Origin of the sequence: Paenibacillus sinopodophylli (genome assembly GCF_005930355.1) — a bacterium.
GTDB lineage: Bacteria > Bacillota > Bacilli > Paenibacillales > Paenibacillaceae > Pristimantibacillus > Pristimantibacillus sinopodophylli.
In genome coordinates this window covers 2,561,543-2,579,603 of record NZ_VDBO01000001.1, presented here as the reverse complement: position 1 = coordinate 2,579,603, position 18,061 = coordinate 2,561,543, and the positions used below count along the sequence as shown (strand labels likewise).

General features: G+C 43.3%; 18 protein-coding genes. 17 read left to right on the top strand and 1 reads right to left on the bottom strand.

Going from position 1 to position 18,061, the window contains the following annotated elements; all coding sequences use genetic code 11:
* Positions 1 to 72 precede the first annotated feature (72 nt).
* The 14 genes from FGT79_RS11405 to FGT79_RS11345 all read left to right on the top strand — a co-directional run bounded on the left by FGT79_RS11405 (position 73) and on the right by FGT79_RS11345 (position 15,800).
* On the top strand, positions 73 to 1,017 hold the full coding sequence (locus FGT79_RS11405) for a hypothetical protein (RefSeq protein ID WP_138752767.1): 945 nt from the start codon (positions 73 to 75) through the stop codon (positions 1,015 to 1,017).
* Positions 1,018 to 1,027: 10 nt separating this feature from the next.
* Complete coding sequence (locus FGT79_RS11400; protein ID WP_138752766.1) at positions 1,028 to 1,447, top strand: hypothetical protein; 420 nt, start codon at positions 1,028 to 1,030, stop codon at positions 1,445 to 1,447.
* Positions 1,448 to 1,460: 13 nt separating this feature from the next.
* Complete coding sequence (locus FGT79_RS11395) at positions 1,461 to 2,414, top strand: phage head protein (RefSeq protein ID WP_138752765.1); 954 nt, start codon at positions 1,461 to 1,463, stop codon at positions 2,412 to 2,414.
* 12 nt (positions 2,415 to 2,426) lie between these two features.
* Positions 2,427 to 2,765: a hypothetical protein gene (locus FGT79_RS11390; protein WP_138752764.1), complete on the top strand. Its 339-nt coding sequence runs from the start codon at positions 2,427 to 2,429 to the stop codon at positions 2,763 to 2,765.
* 4 nt (positions 2,766 to 2,769) lie between these two features.
* The gene (locus tag FGT79_RS31090) at positions 2,770 to 2,946 is read left to right on the top strand and encodes a hypothetical protein (RefSeq protein WP_171056176.1); all 177 of its coding nucleotides are present in this window, start codon (positions 2,770 to 2,772) and stop codon (positions 2,944 to 2,946) included.
* Between the two features lie 137 nt (positions 2,947 to 3,083).
* Positions 3,084 to 3,407, top strand: a complete 324-nt coding sequence (locus FGT79_RS11385; protein WP_138752763.1) for a hypothetical protein — start codon at positions 3,084 to 3,086, stop codon at positions 3,405 to 3,407.
* 4 nt (positions 3,408 to 3,411) lie between these two features.
* Positions 3,412 to 3,993: a phage adaptor protein gene (locus FGT79_RS11380; protein ID WP_138752762.1), complete on the top strand. Its 582-nt coding sequence runs from the start codon at positions 3,412 to 3,414 to the stop codon at positions 3,991 to 3,993.
* Between the two features lie 3 nt (positions 3,994 to 3,996).
* Complete coding sequence (locus FGT79_RS11375) at positions 3,997 to 4,635, top strand: hypothetical protein (protein ID WP_138752761.1); 639 nt, start codon at positions 3,997 to 3,999, stop codon at positions 4,633 to 4,635.
* Entirely contained in the window at positions 4,636 to 6,228 is a 1,593-nt protein-coding gene (locus tag FGT79_RS11370) for a hypothetical protein (RefSeq protein ID WP_138752760.1), read from the top strand.
* Between the two features lies 1 nt (position 6,229).
* A complete protein-coding gene (locus FGT79_RS11365; RefSeq protein ID WP_138752759.1) occupies positions 6,230 to 7,663 on the top strand; it encodes a right-handed parallel beta-helix repeat-containing protein in 1,434 nt (477 codons plus the stop codon).
* A gap of 187 nt (positions 7,664 to 7,850) precedes the next feature.
* Positions 7,851 to 8,480, top strand: a complete 630-nt coding sequence (locus FGT79_RS11360) for a S1 family peptidase (protein WP_171056175.1) — start codon at positions 7,851 to 7,853, stop codon at positions 8,478 to 8,480.
* A gap of 3 nt (positions 8,481 to 8,483) precedes the next feature.
* Positions 8,484 to 10,136 (top strand): hypothetical protein, encoded by a 1,653-nt coding sequence (locus FGT79_RS11355; protein ID WP_138752757.1) that lies wholly within the window; start codon positions 8,484 to 8,486, stop codon positions 10,134 to 10,136.
* A gap of 149 nt (positions 10,137 to 10,285) precedes the next feature.
* Positions 10,286 to 10,528 (top strand): aggregation-promoting factor C-terminal-like domain-containing protein, encoded by a 243-nt coding sequence (locus tag FGT79_RS31085; protein ID WP_171056174.1) that lies wholly within the window; start codon positions 10,286 to 10,288, stop codon positions 10,526 to 10,528.
* Between the two features lie 58 nt (positions 10,529 to 10,586).
* Complete coding sequence (locus tag FGT79_RS11345; RefSeq protein WP_138752755.1) at positions 10,587 to 15,800, top strand: hypothetical protein; 5,214 nt, start codon at positions 10,587 to 10,589, stop codon at positions 15,798 to 15,800.
* A gap of 255 nt (positions 15,801 to 16,055) precedes the next feature.
* Here FGT79_RS11345 and FGT79_RS11340 read toward each other — a convergent pair whose 3' ends face one another.
* On the bottom strand, positions 16,056 to 16,409 hold the full coding sequence (locus FGT79_RS11340) for a helix-turn-helix domain-containing protein (protein WP_138752754.1): 354 nt from the start codon (positions 16,407 to 16,409) through the stop codon (positions 16,056 to 16,058).
* 89 nt (positions 16,410 to 16,498) lie between these two features.
* Between FGT79_RS11340 and FGT79_RS11335 the strand changes: the two genes are divergently transcribed.
* The 3 genes from FGT79_RS11335 to FGT79_RS11325 all read left to right on the top strand — a co-directional run bounded on the left by FGT79_RS11335 (position 16,499) and on the right by FGT79_RS11325 (position 17,373).
* A complete protein-coding gene (locus FGT79_RS11335; protein WP_138752753.1) occupies positions 16,499 to 16,693 on the top strand; it encodes a helix-turn-helix transcriptional regulator in 195 nt (64 codons plus the stop codon).
* 165 nt (positions 16,694 to 16,858) lie between these two features.
* On the top strand, positions 16,859 to 17,110 hold the full coding sequence (locus FGT79_RS11330; RefSeq protein ID WP_138752752.1) for a hypothetical protein: 252 nt from the start codon (positions 16,859 to 16,861) through the stop codon (positions 17,108 to 17,110).
* The gene (locus FGT79_RS11325) at positions 17,107 to 17,373 is read left to right on the top strand and encodes a hypothetical protein (RefSeq protein ID WP_138752751.1); all 267 of its coding nucleotides are present in this window, start codon (positions 17,107 to 17,109) and stop codon (positions 17,371 to 17,373) included. Before FGT79_RS11330 ends, FGT79_RS11325 begins: the two co-directional genes overlap by 4 nt.
* Positions 17,374 to 18,061: the final 688 nt, after the last annotated feature.

The following is an 18,061-nucleotide window of genomic DNA, read 5'->3' as shown; positions in this document are numbered from 1 at the left end:
CGTAGGACGGCCTTTTATATATTCTTATCCCCGCCCCATGCCAAGGGGCTATTTGTATTGGAGGTTTTATAGATGAGTGAGGTAATCGGCAGCCAAACCGTACCCGCACAGCAAGACGATCAGCAAGCGGCTATATCAAGCGCGTTTGAAGTGTTTGGGTTAGATGTACCAGACGAACAACAAGACGCGTTAGAAGCCAATCAAAACGATGTAACTGGACAAGGTGAGCCTCCTGCCAAAGAGGACACAACGCCAGCGAAAACGATCAAAGTTAAGGTTGATAAAGAGGAACGGGAGTTCGATATCTCTGACGAAAAACTCCCCGAATATGTGCAAAAAGCTTATGCGCTAGACAAGGTGCGAGGTAAACAAACTGAGCTTGAAAGGAATCTCGAACGAGCTGCCAAACTCAACGGATTCGATAAGACAGATGATTACCTAGCCAACCTTGATCGCATGGAGTTGGAAGCACAGCAGAGACAGCACAATAACTTTAAAGATTTGAGAGACCAACTCAGAGAAGAGGCTGAGGATGCTGGTCTAGATCCTGTTAAGTTAGATGCGTGGCTAGATAATCATCCATTGCTGCAGGAAGCAAATAAAGCAATCCTCTCTCGTCAAAACGAGCAAGAAGAGAGAAATCGCAATGATGTTCAGTTACAGACGGCTAGTAAATGGAATGATCTCTATACTACTTATCCCGACCTTGCTGAAAGCTCCAAGGCATTCGGCGAGGGAGGCACACCTGACTGGTTTACGCCTGAGATGCAATCGCGCATCGAACGCGGATATGACCCTAAAGATGCCTATGAACTGGCACATCGCAACACATTGACAGCTCAAACCAAGAAACAAATGGAGCAAAAGGCAATTAAAGATCAACGATTAGGGCTCCGCGCTCAAGTCGAAACAGAAGGCCGTGCAGAGTCGGAGGCGGAAGTTCCTCCAGAACTTGCATCGGCTTTTTCTATGTTCGGATTAGATCCGAAAGCAGCTAAAAAATACGTGAAAAAGTGAGGTAATCAATATGCCACAAGGATTTAAGTTTGCATTTAACGATTATGGATCACCAGAACGCCGAGTAAGCCACATTCTAGCCACGAATGCAGAAGCATTTGCACAAGGTGAAGCGGTGAAACTTGCATCCGGCCGCTGGACTAAAGCAACAAACGGAGCAAACGTTGCGGGTTTTGCTAACCAGACACTAGCAGCCGGGACAAACCAAGCGCTTGAGGTCATTATTGCGCGTGAGGGCGATTGGTTCGACGCTCCTTACACCGGTACGCCCGATGTAGGGTTTGTTGTAGGCGTTGAGGTGGCCGATGTAGCAGCAGACGGTTTGTCTGTACTTGCTTCTGATATCACTGGCGGGCCATTCTCTGTTATTGAAATCAACACAAATAAAGCAACGTGCCGCGTTAAAGTTAAAAAACGCGTGTTCGGTTAAGGGGGACTCATAGATGCAAACTAAACTGCAATGGAATCGTGATGTGCTTGAACCAGTATTCCGCGAGCTGTATGGGCGCGAAATGAAGAATAAGAAGGACTTCATTCCTCTCATGTTTGATGTACAATCATCTTCCAAGGACACTGAAAGCATTGAAATGATCGGCGGCGAAGGTCTCATGGAAGAGTGGGGCTACTCCAACAATCAAGTTTTCTATGCTGATGTGGATGAGTTGTGGCAGAAGTTTTTCACTCATAAGAAATTTTCTCTTGGCCGCGAGATTGAACGCGACTTTGTTGATGACCTGAAGCTTACGGCAATCCGTGACCGTATCCGCTCACTTGCTGATGCTGTGTATAAAACGGAGCAAATGCAAGGCGCTCAGTGGTTCATTAACGGCGACAAAACAACTGCTGCTGTGGACTTCCGTGGTCGTACGTACAACGCTGCATTGCCTGATGGAAAAGCTTTGTTTGCTACAGATCACCCGTACAGCCCGACAAATACTGTGGATGTGCAATCCAACAAAGGAACTGCAGAACTTTCCATCGATGCGTGGGACGATACGGCGGTGGCTATGCAGGAATGGAAGGATGACCGCGGAAACTTGATGGGTGTTATTCCAAACACGCTGTTTGTTGCGCCTTACAATGCTCGTCGTGCATTCCAGATTGCAGGAATTCCTGGTAAAGGTGAAGGGTACGAGCCAGATTCGGCAGATCACAACATCAACATCTATGAGGGAGATATCACAGTCGTGGTAAATCCGTTCTTTACTAACCGCAAAACATGGGTTGCTGCAGATAAAACTCGTATGATGAACGCACAAAAATGGTTCAACCGTCGCAAAGCGGAGAATGGCTCGATTACCGACTTTGATACAGAGGTTACGAAATACAAAGTCGTTAAACGCTGCTCTTTCGGAACGATTGACTGGTCATTTGGTTACGGACACTTCCCAACATAAGGAGGGCTTTGGATGAGTACAGTTAAAAAGGGGCTTCATTCTGAAGCCCTTGGCATTAAGAAAACCAGATCAGCTAACGTTGATTATATAACCAACCTATTTATTGCAACTGTTACGGTTGACCCTGCGTCACTTGCAACTGTTGCTGGAGCTTTGACAGCGGGAATAACCGTGACTGGCGCTGCGCTTGGAGACCGCGTTGAGTTATTTCCTCCGTATGATATGCAAGGCGTAATGGCGTTCGGTTTTGTTTCAGCTGCTAACACCGTTAAAATTTCCTTCTTTAACCCGTTGGGTACAACCATTGACCTTGCATCGGGTAGTTGGACAATTCAAGTGATTCGGAAGTGATCCCATGGTGCAGAGAGTAGGGTTTGAATCTGGAACAGGAGAGCCTAAACGCAAGGCTCCATTCACGGCCAAGCATAAAATCACTAACACGATGGACGAAGCGCAGCGTGCTGGTTCGGAGCGTTGGAATTTATTCATCGACATTTTAAACGAAAACGGACTTATGGAAGGTAAGAAGTAGGGGGGGCTAATGCTCCCCTTTTTTCTTTATGGAGGTAATCATGTACCGAATTGAAATAGAAGCGTTAAATGCGCTGATTGTGGAGCAACGCCGAACAAATGAACTCTTAGAAAAGATGCTCGAAAGGGGAATGACAGATGGGCTGCATAAGAACGGTGAAGAACCGGTCAACGACACCGTTGGGGTCGAATGCGACATACGAGGGACCAGTGTTCAAGTCGGAGATGTACAACCAGATAAGGGGACTAGTAAGCGCAAATCAATCAGGGACGATAAGCCTACAGGAATCGTTTGATGGAGTAACGTGGTACCAATCAAATACAGCAGCAGTTACAGGCGGTACACCTGCAGCATTCCGATTCTATTGCCATGCGTACTATGCGCGGATTGTATACGTTAATGGCGCTACAGCTCAAGGTTCATTCGACCTGCAGGCGTACGCAGACCCATTCGGAGCGTGATGATATGGCTGTTACGTTAGGAGATATTCGCTCTGTAGTGATCCGAGAGACAGGCATGACAGTCATTGAACATGAATCAATCATCAACTGGTGCAATGATGCGAATATGGACATTGGCGTAGCGCTAAATGTTCCGGCTACAACGTTCCAAATCGCGTTAACGACAACTGACTTGTCCTACGCATTGCCAGTAGACGCAAAGGAAATAAATCGGTTGTGGCTAGAAAGTGATATTGACGCAGGTATTAACCGAGATTTATCGGTAAATTACCGTATATATAACGGATTAATAGAGTTCCCTATAGCGTTTCCGACACTTGACACGTTGAACATAGATTATTACAAGATTCTCACCTATTTCACAACAGAAACTGATGTAATCGATTTTCCTGATCGGTACATCACCATATACACGTCATACTGCAAAATGCGGTACTACGAATTGTTTTCTACTCAGGAAAAGCTAGGTCAGGTAGCAACCCTAAACTATGACCGATCAGCACAAATTTATCAGTCCACAAAGCGCCAAATCATTCAAAATTACAGCTTCACAAACCCTGATCTCACCATAAAAGAGAGGTGGTAAGCGATGATAACAGCAGACGATTTATTGCCTACGATTAAAAAGCTTTCCGCCTCATTCATCGAAGAAATCGGGGGAACGGACACCGCGCAGAACAGCTTTATATTCATTTATTTAAACAATGCTTTGCGAAAACTGGCGAAAATTGCGTATGTAATGAAAATATCTGATCCACTTACGGTTAGCTTAGATGGTTTTGTGACGTTTAAATCAGGCACTCAGGACATATCAAGCCTATATGCTCCGCTTAGGATCATTAATCCATCAGGCAGCGAAACGGCTAAACGCACATCGTTTGTCGATACGAAGATTGGTTGGTGGCGTGAATCGTCAAACACACAGATTCATGTGCGCGGTATGGTTGGGGATTACACGCTACATTACCTGACATATCCTGCGCAAGTGGTACAAACGTCAAGCGCTATCGAATTTCCTGATGCGGGTAGTATGGGACTTGCTTATTACACGGTTGCTTTGATTGTAGAGAGTTTGCCTAACTCAAAGAGCTTGTCAGTGCATTTTTACACACTAGCTCAACAGCACCTGAAAATAGCAACACAAGCGAATATCGATGCACGCGGTCACTCATCAGGTGGATTTATCCCAAGCCTGAATGATGTGGACATGGCTTTTGGGGGTGGATAGATGGCCGCAGAAGACGTACAAGAGTTAGTCATGGAGGTTTACCCATCATTAGGCGTTAACACCGCCCTCAATCCTGCTCAATTGCCTCAGGGGTCGCAGAGACGCGCTTTTGATGCTTGTATGCGATCAATCAACACGATAGGCAAAAGAGACGGATCAGCGCCAGTCATAAATGATGCGGTGCCATCTGCTATTAGCCATCTAACTGGCTATAGGACTAACCAAACAACCGAAGAATTATACGCAGTATCTGCTAACACGCTCTACAAACTCAATGTAGACGACTTAGATGCAGTGACTATGACTAATCCATTCGTCACTCCTAACGTGTACAGCGTGGCATTTACGGACGCAACGAGTGCATCTGTGCTGTTCTTAACGGACGGAGGAAGTGTGAAGCGTTATAACGGAACGAATGTTGCGAACGTCACACCAGCTGCTAATGATCCGAATCCAGCACCGCCAAACGGATTGACCACGATAAACGCGCTAGGCATTAAATATTGCTGGGTGCATAGCGGTCATATCTTTGTAACAGACGGTTCAGATACAGTGTATTACTCCAAACGATACACATTCGACTATTTCCCAGTCGTTCAATTTGAGCGGTGGGTGAGAAATAACGACATCATCACAGGACCCGGCATTACATTCAATAACGTTTGCCTCATTCCGATGCGCAGGGGATGGGGCTTTTTGACGGGCGAGTTGTTCGATGATGGCGTTACGGCGAATGGATTCAGCGGAAATCGATTTTTAAACACTGTGGCCGGGAACATCTCACCGCGAGGGATGGCACGCATTACTTATCCGGATGGAACAGAAACGATCGCGTATTTATCCGACAGCGGCGTACATGAGATTTATACCGTGACGGCGCTGTCTACAGGAGATAGGCAATATGCAACAAAATCTATAACGGAGAACAAGCTCGATATTAATGAGTTTGGATTCACGGAAGCAGAGAAGAAAGCAGCAGTCGTATGGTTCGATCAAGATCGCAGTCAGATGCTTATCTCGATTAAACGGGACACGACAAATTATATCCTATGCTACGACACTCGCAATTCAGAATGGTACGTTTGGAGGCTTCCGTGGGCAGTAGGGGCTTTAGAAAAATTCAATGGAATAAACTACTTCGGTAGTGCGACAAAGCTATTACACGCCTTCTCAACTGATCTGTATAGTGACTGGAACGAGATAGGTAAAACAACAGGTACACCAGTTGATTTTGATGTGTATTCAGGTCTGCTGAGTTTCGAGTTCAGCGGTGATTCTTCTTACCTTCACTACTATTTAGTTGAGGCACAACAATTCCCGCTAAAATCATCCATAGATGTGGCAATAATCTACGGATCCGGTACGCGGTATGACGTTGAAGCCTTGCGAAATACCGTGTTTATTTGGGGTGTTCCGGGGTGGGACGTTGCCGAATGTGCGAATCTTGATTACACGGATTTAATAAACAATGCAAAACGACTTGTGTTTCATAAAAAAGCGAAATACTTCCAAAGAAGATGGAGAAATAATAGGGACGAACCCGTCATTATTCTACGTGAAAAATTGATAGGTTCAGTTTCGGGGAGGTTGTAATATGGCATACGTTCCACAATCGCCGCTAACTGATTTATATACCAATACAACGCCAGGAACCGCAGCGAGTTCTGCTGCAATGGATGCAGCCATTCAGGCGATTGTAAACACAACAAACGAAAACTTTGATTATGTATCCGGTTTAGTGTCAACTAGCGTCATTGCTAGACTGAATATTTACAGCGTCACGCAATTCGGTGCAATAGGGAACGGCATAGCAGATGATACAAATGCCATTCAAGCTGCTCTGAATGCTGCCTTTACAGGTAGTATCGTGTACGTACCGATTGGGACATACCTCATTACTCAAATACTACAAATTCCATCTACTGCAACTCTACTCATGAATCCTAGCGCGGTAATCAAAAGAGGATCGTCCATCAATGCAATGCTTATTAATAAGAGCGATGGAACGATAGGCGGATATAACGCAGGAGAGCGGATCAAGGTTATAGGCGGGATATTTGATGGTAATCTAGCTAGCTTTCCTACGGCGTGTACAGCGGTTGGCTTCGCTCATGCCACGGATATATTGATAAAAGACGTAAAGTTTGTAAATGTCCCTATTTGGCACATGATCGAGTTTAATGCTGTTAAGCGCGGAGTAATTCAAGGGTGCGCATTCGATAACAATGCGGGTGTAGGCGCAACTGAGATGATACAACTGGATCTCATGCTTAACTCATCGGTATTTCCGTGGTTTGGTCCGTATGATGAGACACTATGTTACGACATAACCATCGAAGAATGCACATTCACAAATGGCGTAGATGGTATCGGTACTCACTCAGCCAAACTAAACACTAATCATAACTACATTAGGATCATAAATAATAGATTCGAGTTAATGAGTGGTTCGGCAATAAAAACTCTAAATTACTCAGGTGTCATTATTACAGGAAATCATTTTATAAACTGCCAAAAAGGTATATTTGCAAGCGTCCAAGCGTCGATATCAAAGGGTTATACTATTGCCAATAATATGTTCTTTACGATGAGTCAAAGAGCCATTCAAATAGGCACGAATGTTAGGGATGGTATTATTCAAGGGAATACAATCAGCGTTTGCGGAACACACGGCATAGGAGTAGATCTTAGTCAAAACTGGATAATTGACTCCAACAACGTGCAAAGTTGTGGTCAGGTTGGTATATGGAGCTACGCAAGCGACAACGTGACCATTTCAAACAATGTGTCCATAGGTAACAATACAGGCGGATTCACGGACAGATTTGATATCAATGTAGGCTTCCTCACAACTCCATTGAACCAATACAACAAGGTTATGGGTAATCATGTCGGAACGCTCGGGCTTGATTACACAAACAGAACAATCATGACCAACAATGTTCTGACTGGGGCTTTAACAAACAAAGCATCCAACACAAACGGACGCGTGTTTAACAACTTTATCGCAGGCACATGGACACCTTAAGAAATAGTAAATAGTATATCGCTATCAATTCCTAGTGTGGTAGAATGTGGATATTCTTTTTCTGCTAAAAATTACTAAATAAGAGGGTGTGCATGTATGACCCATGAAGCAATAGATAATGACGTTTTGTTAATTGAACAAATCCGCAAAGCTGAAGAAGCAGAGAGGAAGAAACAAGAGAATGACAATGAAAAAACCGAAAATTAATATTAAGGCCGTGTTGCTGGTGATCATCCTGCTCACGGCCTTTTCTGTGCCCGTTACTGCAAAAGGTAAAGAGGTAATTAACGTCGGACCGGCATACAAGATTCTTGAATCCATCCTCCCTATAGAGTGCTACATTAACGGCGTATACTCACAAGGCAGTGGGTTCGTAATCGAAGGAAAAGTGTTTGTTACCAATTATCACGTTGCTGGTGGTGGTCGTGATATAAAAATAAACGGTGAGTCGATTGATTCGGATAAAGTAATTTTTTCCAATGAACAGCTCGATTTGATGGCTTTCCAGTTGGAATCAGGCACTCCGCTCTCTTATAACACAAAGCTCCCAACGGTGGGAGAAGAGGTATATGCGATCGGATATCCGCGTAACAGGCTTAAAGTATCGACGGGGTCAATTATAACCACGTTTAAAAAATACGGATTGCAGATGATATTTAGTAACGTTTCAACGGATCACGGTTCGTCTGGCGGCGTACTGCTCAATAGGCAAGGCGAGGTAATTGGCATCACATCTCGCATCTCAGCAAATAAAAAGATAACGGAGTCTATCCCTATATCATATGTTATCTCGGAAATTGAAAAGAGAGGGGCATGAACCATGGCGGTTATGAGTGCAGCACAAGTTGCGGCAGAATTACAGCGTAAAAAGAATTTAGGAATCGCTCCAACAAGCGCAGCTAACCAAGCGCAGTACGATACCCTCAAGCCAATGAGCGCAGCGCAAGCAAGTGCGCCACTTGCAAATGCAGCAACTTCTACATCAGCACCTTCTACAGGGTTCGGTGGAGCGACATACGGCACTTCCGGTGCTGCCAATCAAGCAATATCAGCAAACCAAGCTAAACTCGCCAGCGATCCAACATTTAAACAAGACGAGATTACTCGTACCCAAAACGTTATCGCTACTAATAAAGCGCAAGGTTTAGACACAACAGCTCAAGAAAAGTATTTGACCACCAACCTTGGATACACAGCACCGCAACAAGCTATTCAAACATCTTCAGGCGGGTATATGCCGAATGATGCAGTAACCAGCGTACAAAACTCTGGTCAATTACAGCAACAAGCTACAGACGCTACAGCAACGGAGAGAGCGGCACTATTAAATGCCATCAACACGCAAATGAGCTCACTCAAGAATAATGCAGCGTATTCTAACCAACTCATTCAAGACAACAGAACGTTAGAGGATCAGGCATTGCTCAGAAATAAAAATCCATTCAGCGGAGCTACCAACTACCAGTTGTCACAAGTACAACGTGGCCGGTCAATTGACGATACATCTCGTGCGTCTCAGTTAGACAATACGCTTAACTCGCTATCTACAGAGATTGCGAACTTCGATAAGCTTACTCCTGAGCGTCAACGGGCTATTTACCAAGAACTACTCGCAGCTGAGCGCACATTCGGCTTGAATGTCGGTCAACTCACTGGAAATTATGCAGGTCAACGCACACTTGCGGGTGGAGCACAGGATTGGAGTCAAGCTATGGACTTGGCAAATCAAACGGGCAACCTCCCAAACGGTACTAGCGCGTCCGGCTCAAACAGCGGAAACAATTACGGCATGAATCAACTGTCGCAATTAGGTGGTACGCGCACACTACAAGGGCAAGCAATGGATCTACAGAATAAACAAGCGAATCAAGATACAGCATTCCAATACATGGATCGTTTCGGACAACTTGTTAATCCTCAGAGCGATTGGAGTGGCTATGGTAGACAAGTTGCTGCAGGAGGGCAACCTCAAACATTGCAAGGTCAACAAGTGGCAAGCGGTCTAATAAGCGAGCAACAAAATAGAGAACTTGCAACACGACAATCCGCATTGCAAGAATGGCAAACTACAGGAGCTGCGACACCAGCAGTATCAGCTATCCTAGGCGTTCCAATTGGCACTCCTACATCTGATCAGTCATATCGACAAGCTTCATTAACTCTAGACCAGGACAAATTTAAGTATTCACAATGGGCCGATGCTGCAAAGGCTGGCGAACAAAAAACGGTTAATGCATCTACAGCTGGCGACATGCTGTCTCAGGCGTTACAGAAGGTTGTAGGAACAGACGAGGATGGAAAAGTGAAATATGGCGTATACAGTGACCCTGACACTAGGGAGCAGGCATTCGTTAACATGCTTACGACAACTGGATTGCGTGGTCCCGATGTGGTGACAGCCCTCACAAAAGCTGGGTATACAATGAACGAAATAAATGCGCTACAGAGGGAGTATGCAGAGTTTTTTCAGTAGCCAGCGGGGCTAACGCTTCAGGTTCCGCTGGCTCATACGGAAACTATTACAAAGCAGCAAAAGATGCAAAGGGTAATCCTAAGGCGTATGAAACGGCATCAAATGCAGTTATTCAAGCACTACAGGCTGGAGGATATGATCAAACATGGGTGCAGCCTATCCTTGAATTGGTGGCGCGGGAATCAAGCTTCAATCCCAATGCTAAAAACCCTAAATCATCAGCAGCAGGTCTATTCCAATTTCTTGATAGCACTCGTAAAAACTACGGTGGCAATAAGGTTGATTGGTCTGATCCATATCAACAGGCGGTTGCTGGTATACAGTATGTAAAAGATCGTTATGGAACGCCAGAAAAAGCTCTCGCATTCTGGGATAAAAACGGATACTACTAAAAAACTTCGGAGGAGTCGTCATAATGACGGCTTCTTTTATTTGCAGGAGGTGATCTAGTTGGCTAAGAAGGAAGAAAAAAAGAGAATAACAGCACCAAAACCAACATATACACCCATAAATTCAGTGCTTAATTCTACCTATACGCCTCCAGCGTTCGAAACATCGTCAAATCTCGTCGTATCTCAACAAGATTTAATGCCACGCCAAAATACATCACAGCCCCTTCAAGTTCGAGGGGCTTTATCTCGTAATCAACCAGAAGTTAAACAAACACCTGTTAGCAATCCATTTCCGCTGCTACCAACCGTATTTGAGAATCAGCAAGCAGCGAACAATCTGTTCCAGCAGCAGCCACAGAAGCAAGTGCCGTCTGTGGTAAGGCAACCTGCACAAACGCCGCAATCATTTATCGATCTGCAGAGTCAACGTGAAAAGTTATTCCCGACTACCCGAGTACAACAGAATCCAGTTTTGTCTGAGCTTAGTGGAGTGGCTGACCAACAAGATTGGCGATATCAGCCAGAAATACCTATGACCAGCAAAGAGTGGATACTGAACCAGAAAGACCATCGGGCAGCTAATAATATCCCTGGCTATGAGCCATTGGATGTAGTGGGTGACTACTTTGAAGCTTATACGCCGGGAATAGCGGCTTTCCAAAAGGGAGCAGGTAACGCTTTGAATATCCAGACTCAGACAGCACCTATTAAAGGGTCTGAGATTGTAAATGGTATCGCTGGAGCTTTGGGTGGACTGGCAGGATTAGCAACAAATCCTGCAGCTTTAGAACAAGGGCTTATTACTGGTGGGTACAAGATAGCTAACGCCGCTATGAATTCAAAGGTAGGCCAAGCGATTGGTAGTATGGGTCAGAAAGCAATAACCAAATCCGCTAATGCGATAAATCCTGCTCTGAACACAGTGGGTATCAATATCGGATCAAATATCACAAACGGTATAGCGAATCGCGCTTTAACTGGATCGATAGCTGGTGGCGTTCAAGGAGCTTCTATAAGTGGCGTTCGTGGAGAGACTGATGCTGACCAAGTTTTGAAGTCGACTCTTTATGGAGCTGCGCTTGGCGGTGTCGGTGACGTTGCGATAGCAGGGATAGGTGCGGGGATCAGCAAATTGTTTAAGCGTAACGGAGTGACAGTTCCTGATACTGAAATTCAAGAAATGCTAGCACTCCCAGCACCTCGCCAACGCGGGAATGCTAACGGAGCGCAAACGCCCGATACCATGCCGGGATTTGGTGGTGGGAGATTACCAGAATTGCCTGCACCAGGACCATTAGGTTTGCCTGAACCTCAAATACAAGCGCCGACAACGGGAAGGATAGCGCAGCAATCGAATCCATATCGTGAACAATTCGAAATCCTCATACAACAAGCTAAACAATTGCAAGAAGAAGGTAGATTTACTCCTGGTCGTGAAGATGCCGATCTAGAATCTCTATGGTCACAGATGGCAGGCAGAGAAGGTGTAAGTCTTGATGAATTAATCCAACGTGCATATCCGTCTAAACCAAATCGTGTAAATCCTGACTTAGTACAGAACGCACGAACGTATCAAGCTGCAAGAGAAGTGGCTGGAGCGCCGCTACCCGTTAAGACAAGGACAGAAAGACTAATAAAAAATCAAGGAGCCTTAAGTCGTGCAGAGTCACCTGTAGAGCGTGTCGGCCGCACTCCACAAGAGCCGCCCTTTTCCAAGCAAGAGATCATACAACCAAATAGTCGAATATCCGGATCACGTATTGAGGTTAACCCTGACGCAGTGAAATCTGGTGAAATTATTAACTCAAAACCAATAGAAGTACGGGGGGCTTTGAGTTCTCCCAGATCCAGTCAGCCAATTATTCAAGAATTACAATCGCCGTTACAAAGTCCAAAAATTAATGATCTGGTAGTTCCTGAAGTACAACTAAAGAATTTACGCGCGAATTATCAAAATCAATTAAAAAACGGAAACTTCTCGTCAGAGTTGCAACAAAATATACGTAATACCGATCAAACATACGATGTTGCTCGTAATGCGGATACCGTTGCGAAAGCAAATGAAAACGTTAAGGATCTGCCAAAAGCTGAAGCTGACTTCCTTGCAAATCAATCAGCCAATGCTGAACATATCGCTACGGGTTATAGATTGATGCAGCAATTAGATGCTTTAGGAGAACATCAGAGGTCATTGAATGTTGCCGATAAACTTGCTTCTGATCTCACGAAAAGCGGTCAAACGGTTCAAGCTGCTTCATTACTCGCTCGTTTAAGCCCTGAAGGGCAATTATTAAACCTGACTCGTGCCGCTGCTCGTAACGGGAAAGAAGTTTCGGTAGCGGACAAAGTTAAGTTTCAAGAGCTTGCAGCAGTTGTGCAAGATAACACGGGAGCAGGGGTAAGAGCCAATCGGTTTGACGAAATTTTGAATCGCTTAGAAAAGGGCGAAACTGTATCACCTGACGAACTAAAAACACTGGGTAACATGTTAGAAAGAGCGAATAAGTACACAAAGACACCTAAGGAAATGAAGGACGTTCTCCCCGATGAGCTGAAAGACGTTAAAAAGCGTGAAAAGATTATTTCTTATTTTGATGATGCTGAGCAGGCTGCGTTGGCTAGAATTGCAGCTCGTAAAAGTCGGCTGAATTCATTACCGTTTGACGAATGGAAAGATCATTCTATTGTTGTGGCATCGCAATTAGTAAAAGGGACTATTAAAGCAGCTACTTACGCGGAGGACATGGTCAAGCTATTTGGTGAAGAAATACGTCCCGTTGCTGCACAAGTATTTGAAAAGGCTCAAAAACTGGTTACTGGAACATCTCGCAGTATAAGCGAAGGAAAAATTAATCAGGCAAACAGGGTTTTACGAAACTTATCGGGTGAATCGCAAAAAGAAAAGGCCATAGTAGCAGAAATGGCTACGCATGTTCGCAAGGTAATTTCTGATTCAAAACAAGGGAACCTAAACCCTGAAGATATTCAAAAGCTGCGGGATTATTCAGAAGAAATAGCAGAGATCATGGAAAATAAAAAAAATAGCCCCTTAATGACTTCGGAACAGAAGTATCTTCAATCAGTTAAATCTTTGGCAAAAAAGATAGCTGACGTAGAAAGCGGATCTGTTCCGGCGGATAAAGCTAACAGAGAAGTTTCGAACTTACTCAGACAAGTTACCAAATTATCTAAAGACGGAGAATCTCCAATAACACTAGAGCCACTAGACAGCAAAGCACTTATCGATATAGCGCATGATGTTTTGGAGAAGACACGCCCTCCTGCTAAACCAACGACATTACAAGAAAAAATTGTCGAAAAATACATTAAAGAAAACCTTGTCAGTGAAACGGATATTCAAAAATTACGCGAATTAGCCAAGAGAGTTAATGAATTGTCAGGCGACGAAGCAGTTAATGCAGACATGGCAATGCAAAAAATCCTAAATAGCTACGAGAAGTCGTCTCTTTGGGATAAGATTCAAGCATTACGGTATATCGCAATGCTATTAAATAGCTCGACACAGGCGGTTAACGCAATATCGGGTCCGATAATGGCGACAACAGGAACAATCGCTGACGTATTTGGTACGATGATTGATATCCCTATGAGTAAGTTGCTGAAGCAGCCGCGAACAACAACGCTTTATGGAACAAATCCATTAGCATTTATATCCCGATGGATGAAATATGCAAAAGTTGGAGGTAAAGCTGGATTTAATGGCGTTAACCCCGCTGGAATAGCCGGACCTAATGAAATAAGAGGACTAACATACAAAAGTTTGTATAATCCACTAAGCTTAGCAGAGCGCTCGCTGGGTGCTGTAGCAAAAGGCGCAGACTATGGCGCATATAAAGCGGTACAAATCTCTGAGATGCGTAAAATGGCCTTTCTAGACGCTAAGAATAAAGGAATTAAAGGTAAATCGAACATTGATGAACACATTAAAAAGTTCGTTAATGATCCGCCTCCAGAAGCCATTTTACAAGCTGACCGGATTGGCAAAAATACAACATTTCAACGATCGGATACATTCGGGGGAAGCACTGCTAATTTCTTAGCGAATATGCCCGGGAAAGCAAAGTATTTAAAGCCTGCAATTGGAGCAGTATTGCCTTTCGTTAGAACTCCCGTGAATATTGCCTCAACTGCTGTGACACTAACTCCTGGAGGGATAATAAAAGGTCTATTCCAATTAACGAGCAAGTCAGATGCATCACGGCGTGAAGCTATACGAACATTATCGCTTGGGTTAACTGGAACAGGGTTGTCTGCGCTGGGCTATGCATTAAGTAGTATGGGAATCATAACTGGAGCTAATGATAGCGGAAATAAAAACGTAGACGCTTTAAAAGAACAAATTGGAGAAGGAAAGTACCGCTTTAACACATCTGCTATGGGTCGATATTTAAAGTCAATGTTAGAAGGTAAAGGTCATGAAGCATCCGCAAAAGCCGCTAAGTATCAAGAGGGAGACAAACAGTTCGATTATAATAGACTACAGCCACTAGCATTTCCATTAGCTGCAGGCGCTGCATTTAATGAAAGAAAAGACGAACCACTAGATAACCAAGTGGGAGGTACTTTATCTGATGCGGCTGGTTCATTTCTAGGAATGTCTACTCTTAGAGGTGTGCAAGATGTATTCCAGCCGCAATACGGTGGTACAACTGGAGAAAAAGCTATTGGTATATTTGAAAGGGTTGCTACATCATTTCTGAAAAGCTTTAGTCCAAGTGCATTGGCGCAAGAAGCTAGGCGACAAGACCCGATTCAACGTAAGACAAGCTACAATAACGGAATATTGGAGGACACAAAAGCTTATTTTCAATCTCGTACGCCGGGACTATCTCAATCATTGCCGCCAAATAAGACGACACTTGGACAAACAAAGATGAACGCACCTGGAATAACCGGGCAATATCTTAACCCTTTTAAATCAGAAGTGGCTCCATACAACGAAGCTGCAGCAATAGTTTCGCAATTAATTGACAGCACGGGAGATGAAAAACTCGCGCCTAGCGCACCAGAGAAAACAGTTAGTGGTAAGAATAGCAAAAACGAGAGCGTGACACTATCCATTCCTCCTGATCGGTACGCTAGATATCAAGAGGATTTAGGAAACGAAATTACCAAAAAGATAGTTAGCATACCAAATAATCTGTCAGATAATGCGAAAGCGGATAAAGTTCGTGAAATTTATAAGAAAACGGAGGCAAAGCATCGTAATATAATAAAAAGAGAACTGGGAATAAGAGTATTGGGGGGATAGTGTGAAAGTTTTAATATCAGCACTGAGTGATATTAAGAGGTTGGTAATTGATATAAATAGCTTTCCTATAGGTAGGCGGATAGGCGGATATGTAATATTACTGATTGCACTATTCGCGTTATTAACATCTACTTTTGTATGTGTTTTGGGGTTGTGGGGGTTGATAGAATCAGTGTTGGATGGCAGTTTTCCACCATATATTGATCCCGAAGAAAGTGAATGGGATATACGATGAACAAAGAAGACACCTAATCGCTAGGTGTCTTTATTGTTGTTTATCCAACTTTCAATTGAAGCTAGTATAGCTTCTTTAATTTCTGAATCATTTTCGATATCCACGCTATATCTTTTTCCAATTTCTCTCATTACGAGTTTTATATATTCATCTTGAATTTCAATATTAATATAGTTCGATTTTCTTCCTAATAAATAATCAGAGGTAACACCAAACAAATTAGATAGTTTCTCTAATGTATCAATACTAGGTTTAACACGGCCGATCTCTAATTGCTTAATTGTATTTAAAGACATGCCTATAGTTTCAGCTAATTGTGGCTGAGTTAATCCTAATTTTCTTCGTTGTTCACGTATCCTTTGACCTAAACTCATGATAACACTCCTAAAAATATCATTGACGGTATATTAAAAATAAACTATCATGAAAAAGTACAGTTAGAATAAACTAAAGGGGTGAGGACTTGGTAATTAAATTAAAGCAACTTCGTAAGAGAAAAGGTTGGACTCAACCAGTTACTGCAATGGAATTAGGTGTATCGCTTGATACAATTAAACACATTGAGACACAGGGAACATTCGTAAGTAAAAGAACACTTACTCAAATTTATAAAATTTTTGAATGCAAAAGTTTTGACGAAATTTTTGAAGCTGTTTAACGAAAGAAAACGCCCCCGATACTTGGCGGTAGAAGGGCGCTTTCAAAAATAAATGAGGATATCTCCTGTTCTTAGTATATCCAGAGTGTACCTTTCTGTAAACATTCTTGATGACAAAACTATATACTTCCATGGGAATATCCTCCAACAAACGGAGGAATTGAGATGAAAATTAATTACAACGATCCAAACTCAGTTTTTTATAAAGTTCACGATGTTTGTACTGATATTAAAGATGGAATTGTTTCGGATCGTGATGCAACGGAACAATTGCTTGGTATTTACGAGCAAGGTTTGCAGGATTTAGCGGAGCGAATTATAAAAAAAGCCTCTCCTGAAAAGGAAATTTTGCTTGACGGTTTTGTTTCCTTTTTAAATAAAACGATCGAAGATGCCTTTTCGGGGGTGTCGATATGACCGTTGTTCGCGACAAAGTATTCGAGGAAAAGGTTCATCAAGTATTAGTAGAAATTGAGGAAAGAACAGAGATAAAAGAGGCATCTGACGGTTTCTATTCATATTTTAATAAATTGTTTGCGGCTTTGCCGAATATGCATCATGGCGATATGCTGGAAATTGAAAGTCACATGAACAATCTTCTTGACTTAAGCCAGCGTCAAGCTTATATCAATGGATTACAAGAACAAAGAACATTCAATATAGCTGAAGTATCGGTGTAGTGTAGAAGTAACTGCTGTTGAGTGAACCGACTGACCTTCAAACTCAGGTGAGTGAAACTAATCATCAAATTGATGACCAGTTGAACAATCGGAAATTTCATGACAGTTCGACGAACCCTGAATTTCAAATCCCTTCGTCGACCTATCTTGAACATAAGCAGGAGCTCTAATCAGTGTCCGAATACATGGATAAAGTTCAACTGCAGCTGTGAAACCTCAATTATGAGGTTTCTTTTTATTTAAAGTTACTAATTTGAAGGGAGTTGATGATTATAGTCAAAAGCCACAAAATCATTCTCTTTTGTCAACAAATTTGATTACAACAAGAATCAACTGTTGTATAATTGTTTACAATAAGAAAGAACGCAGATGTTACTAGCATCTACGCTCTTGGTACAGACTGCGAGGGTTATCCCCTCCAACCGAATGAATTTGAAGGGACCCAATGGCGGCTAACCGAGAGGGTCCCTTCGTCGTATCTACCTACAACCTGCGTTTAACGCAAATAAGTGGCTATAAACGACAGAAGGACTAAAAGGAACGTTCCAGCGGCAAATAGCAGCGTGAGAACATCTTTCATCTTCATTCGTCACCACCCCCTTAATCAGGAGCAGGACGACCAAGCAGCTTATGTACTTGTTATATTATACAACTCGTTTGTAGGTTTGTAACTTTTTGGATCAATAAA

What these genes read in the sequence shown, in the direction of transcription:
- FGT79_RS11405 (WP_138752767.1), top strand. Translation starts at nt 73, where the DNA reads ATGAGTGAGGTAATCGGCAGCCAAACCGTACCCGCACAGCAAGACGAT.
- FGT79_RS11330 (WP_138752752.1), top strand. Translation starts at nt 16,859, where the DNA reads ATGAAAATTAATTACAACGATCCAAACTCAGTTTTTTATAAAGTTCAC.
- FGT79_RS11385 (WP_138752763.1), top strand. Translation starts at nt 3,084, where the DNA reads ATGGGCTGCATAAGAACGGTGAAGAACCGGTCAACGACACCGTTGGGG.
- FGT79_RS11395 (WP_138752765.1), top strand. Translation starts at nt 1,461, where the DNA reads ATGCAAACTAAACTGCAATGGAATCGTGATGTGCTTGAACCAGTATTC.
- FGT79_RS11380 (WP_138752762.1), top strand. Translation starts at nt 3,412, where the DNA reads ATGGCTGTTACGTTAGGAGATATTCGCTCTGTAGTGATCCGAGAGACA.
- FGT79_RS11325 (WP_138752751.1), top strand. Translation starts at nt 17,107, where the DNA reads ATGACCGTTGTTCGCGACAAAGTATTCGAGGAAAAGGTTCATCAAGTA.
- FGT79_RS11365 (WP_138752759.1), top strand. Translation starts at nt 6,230, where the DNA reads ATGGCATACGTTCCACAATCGCCGCTAACTGATTTATATACCAATACA.
- FGT79_RS11355 (WP_138752757.1), top strand. Translation starts at nt 8,484, where the DNA reads ATGGCGGTTATGAGTGCAGCACAAGTTGCGGCAGAATTACAGCGTAAA.
- FGT79_RS11375 (WP_138752761.1), top strand. Translation starts at nt 3,997, where the DNA reads ATGATAACAGCAGACGATTTATTGCCTACGATTAAAAAGCTTTCCGCC.
- FGT79_RS11340 (WP_138752754.1), bottom strand. Translation starts at nt 16,409, where the DNA reads ATGAGTTTAGGTCAAAGGATACGTGAACAACGAAGAAAATTAGGATTA.
- FGT79_RS11360 (WP_171056175.1), top strand. Translation starts at nt 7,851, where the DNA reads ATGAAAAAACCGAAAATTAATATTAAGGCCGTGTTGCTGGTGATCATC.
- FGT79_RS11370 (WP_138752760.1), top strand. Translation starts at nt 4,636, where the DNA reads ATGGCCGCAGAAGACGTACAAGAGTTAGTCATGGAGGTTTACCCATCA.
- FGT79_RS31090 (WP_171056176.1), top strand. Translation starts at nt 2,770, where the DNA reads ATGGTGCAGAGAGTAGGGTTTGAATCTGGAACAGGAGAGCCTAAACGC.
- FGT79_RS11390 (WP_138752764.1), top strand. Translation starts at nt 2,427, where the DNA reads ATGAGTACAGTTAAAAAGGGGCTTCATTCTGAAGCCCTTGGCATTAAG.
- FGT79_RS11400 (WP_138752766.1), top strand. Translation starts at nt 1,028, where the DNA reads ATGCCACAAGGATTTAAGTTTGCATTTAACGATTATGGATCACCAGAA.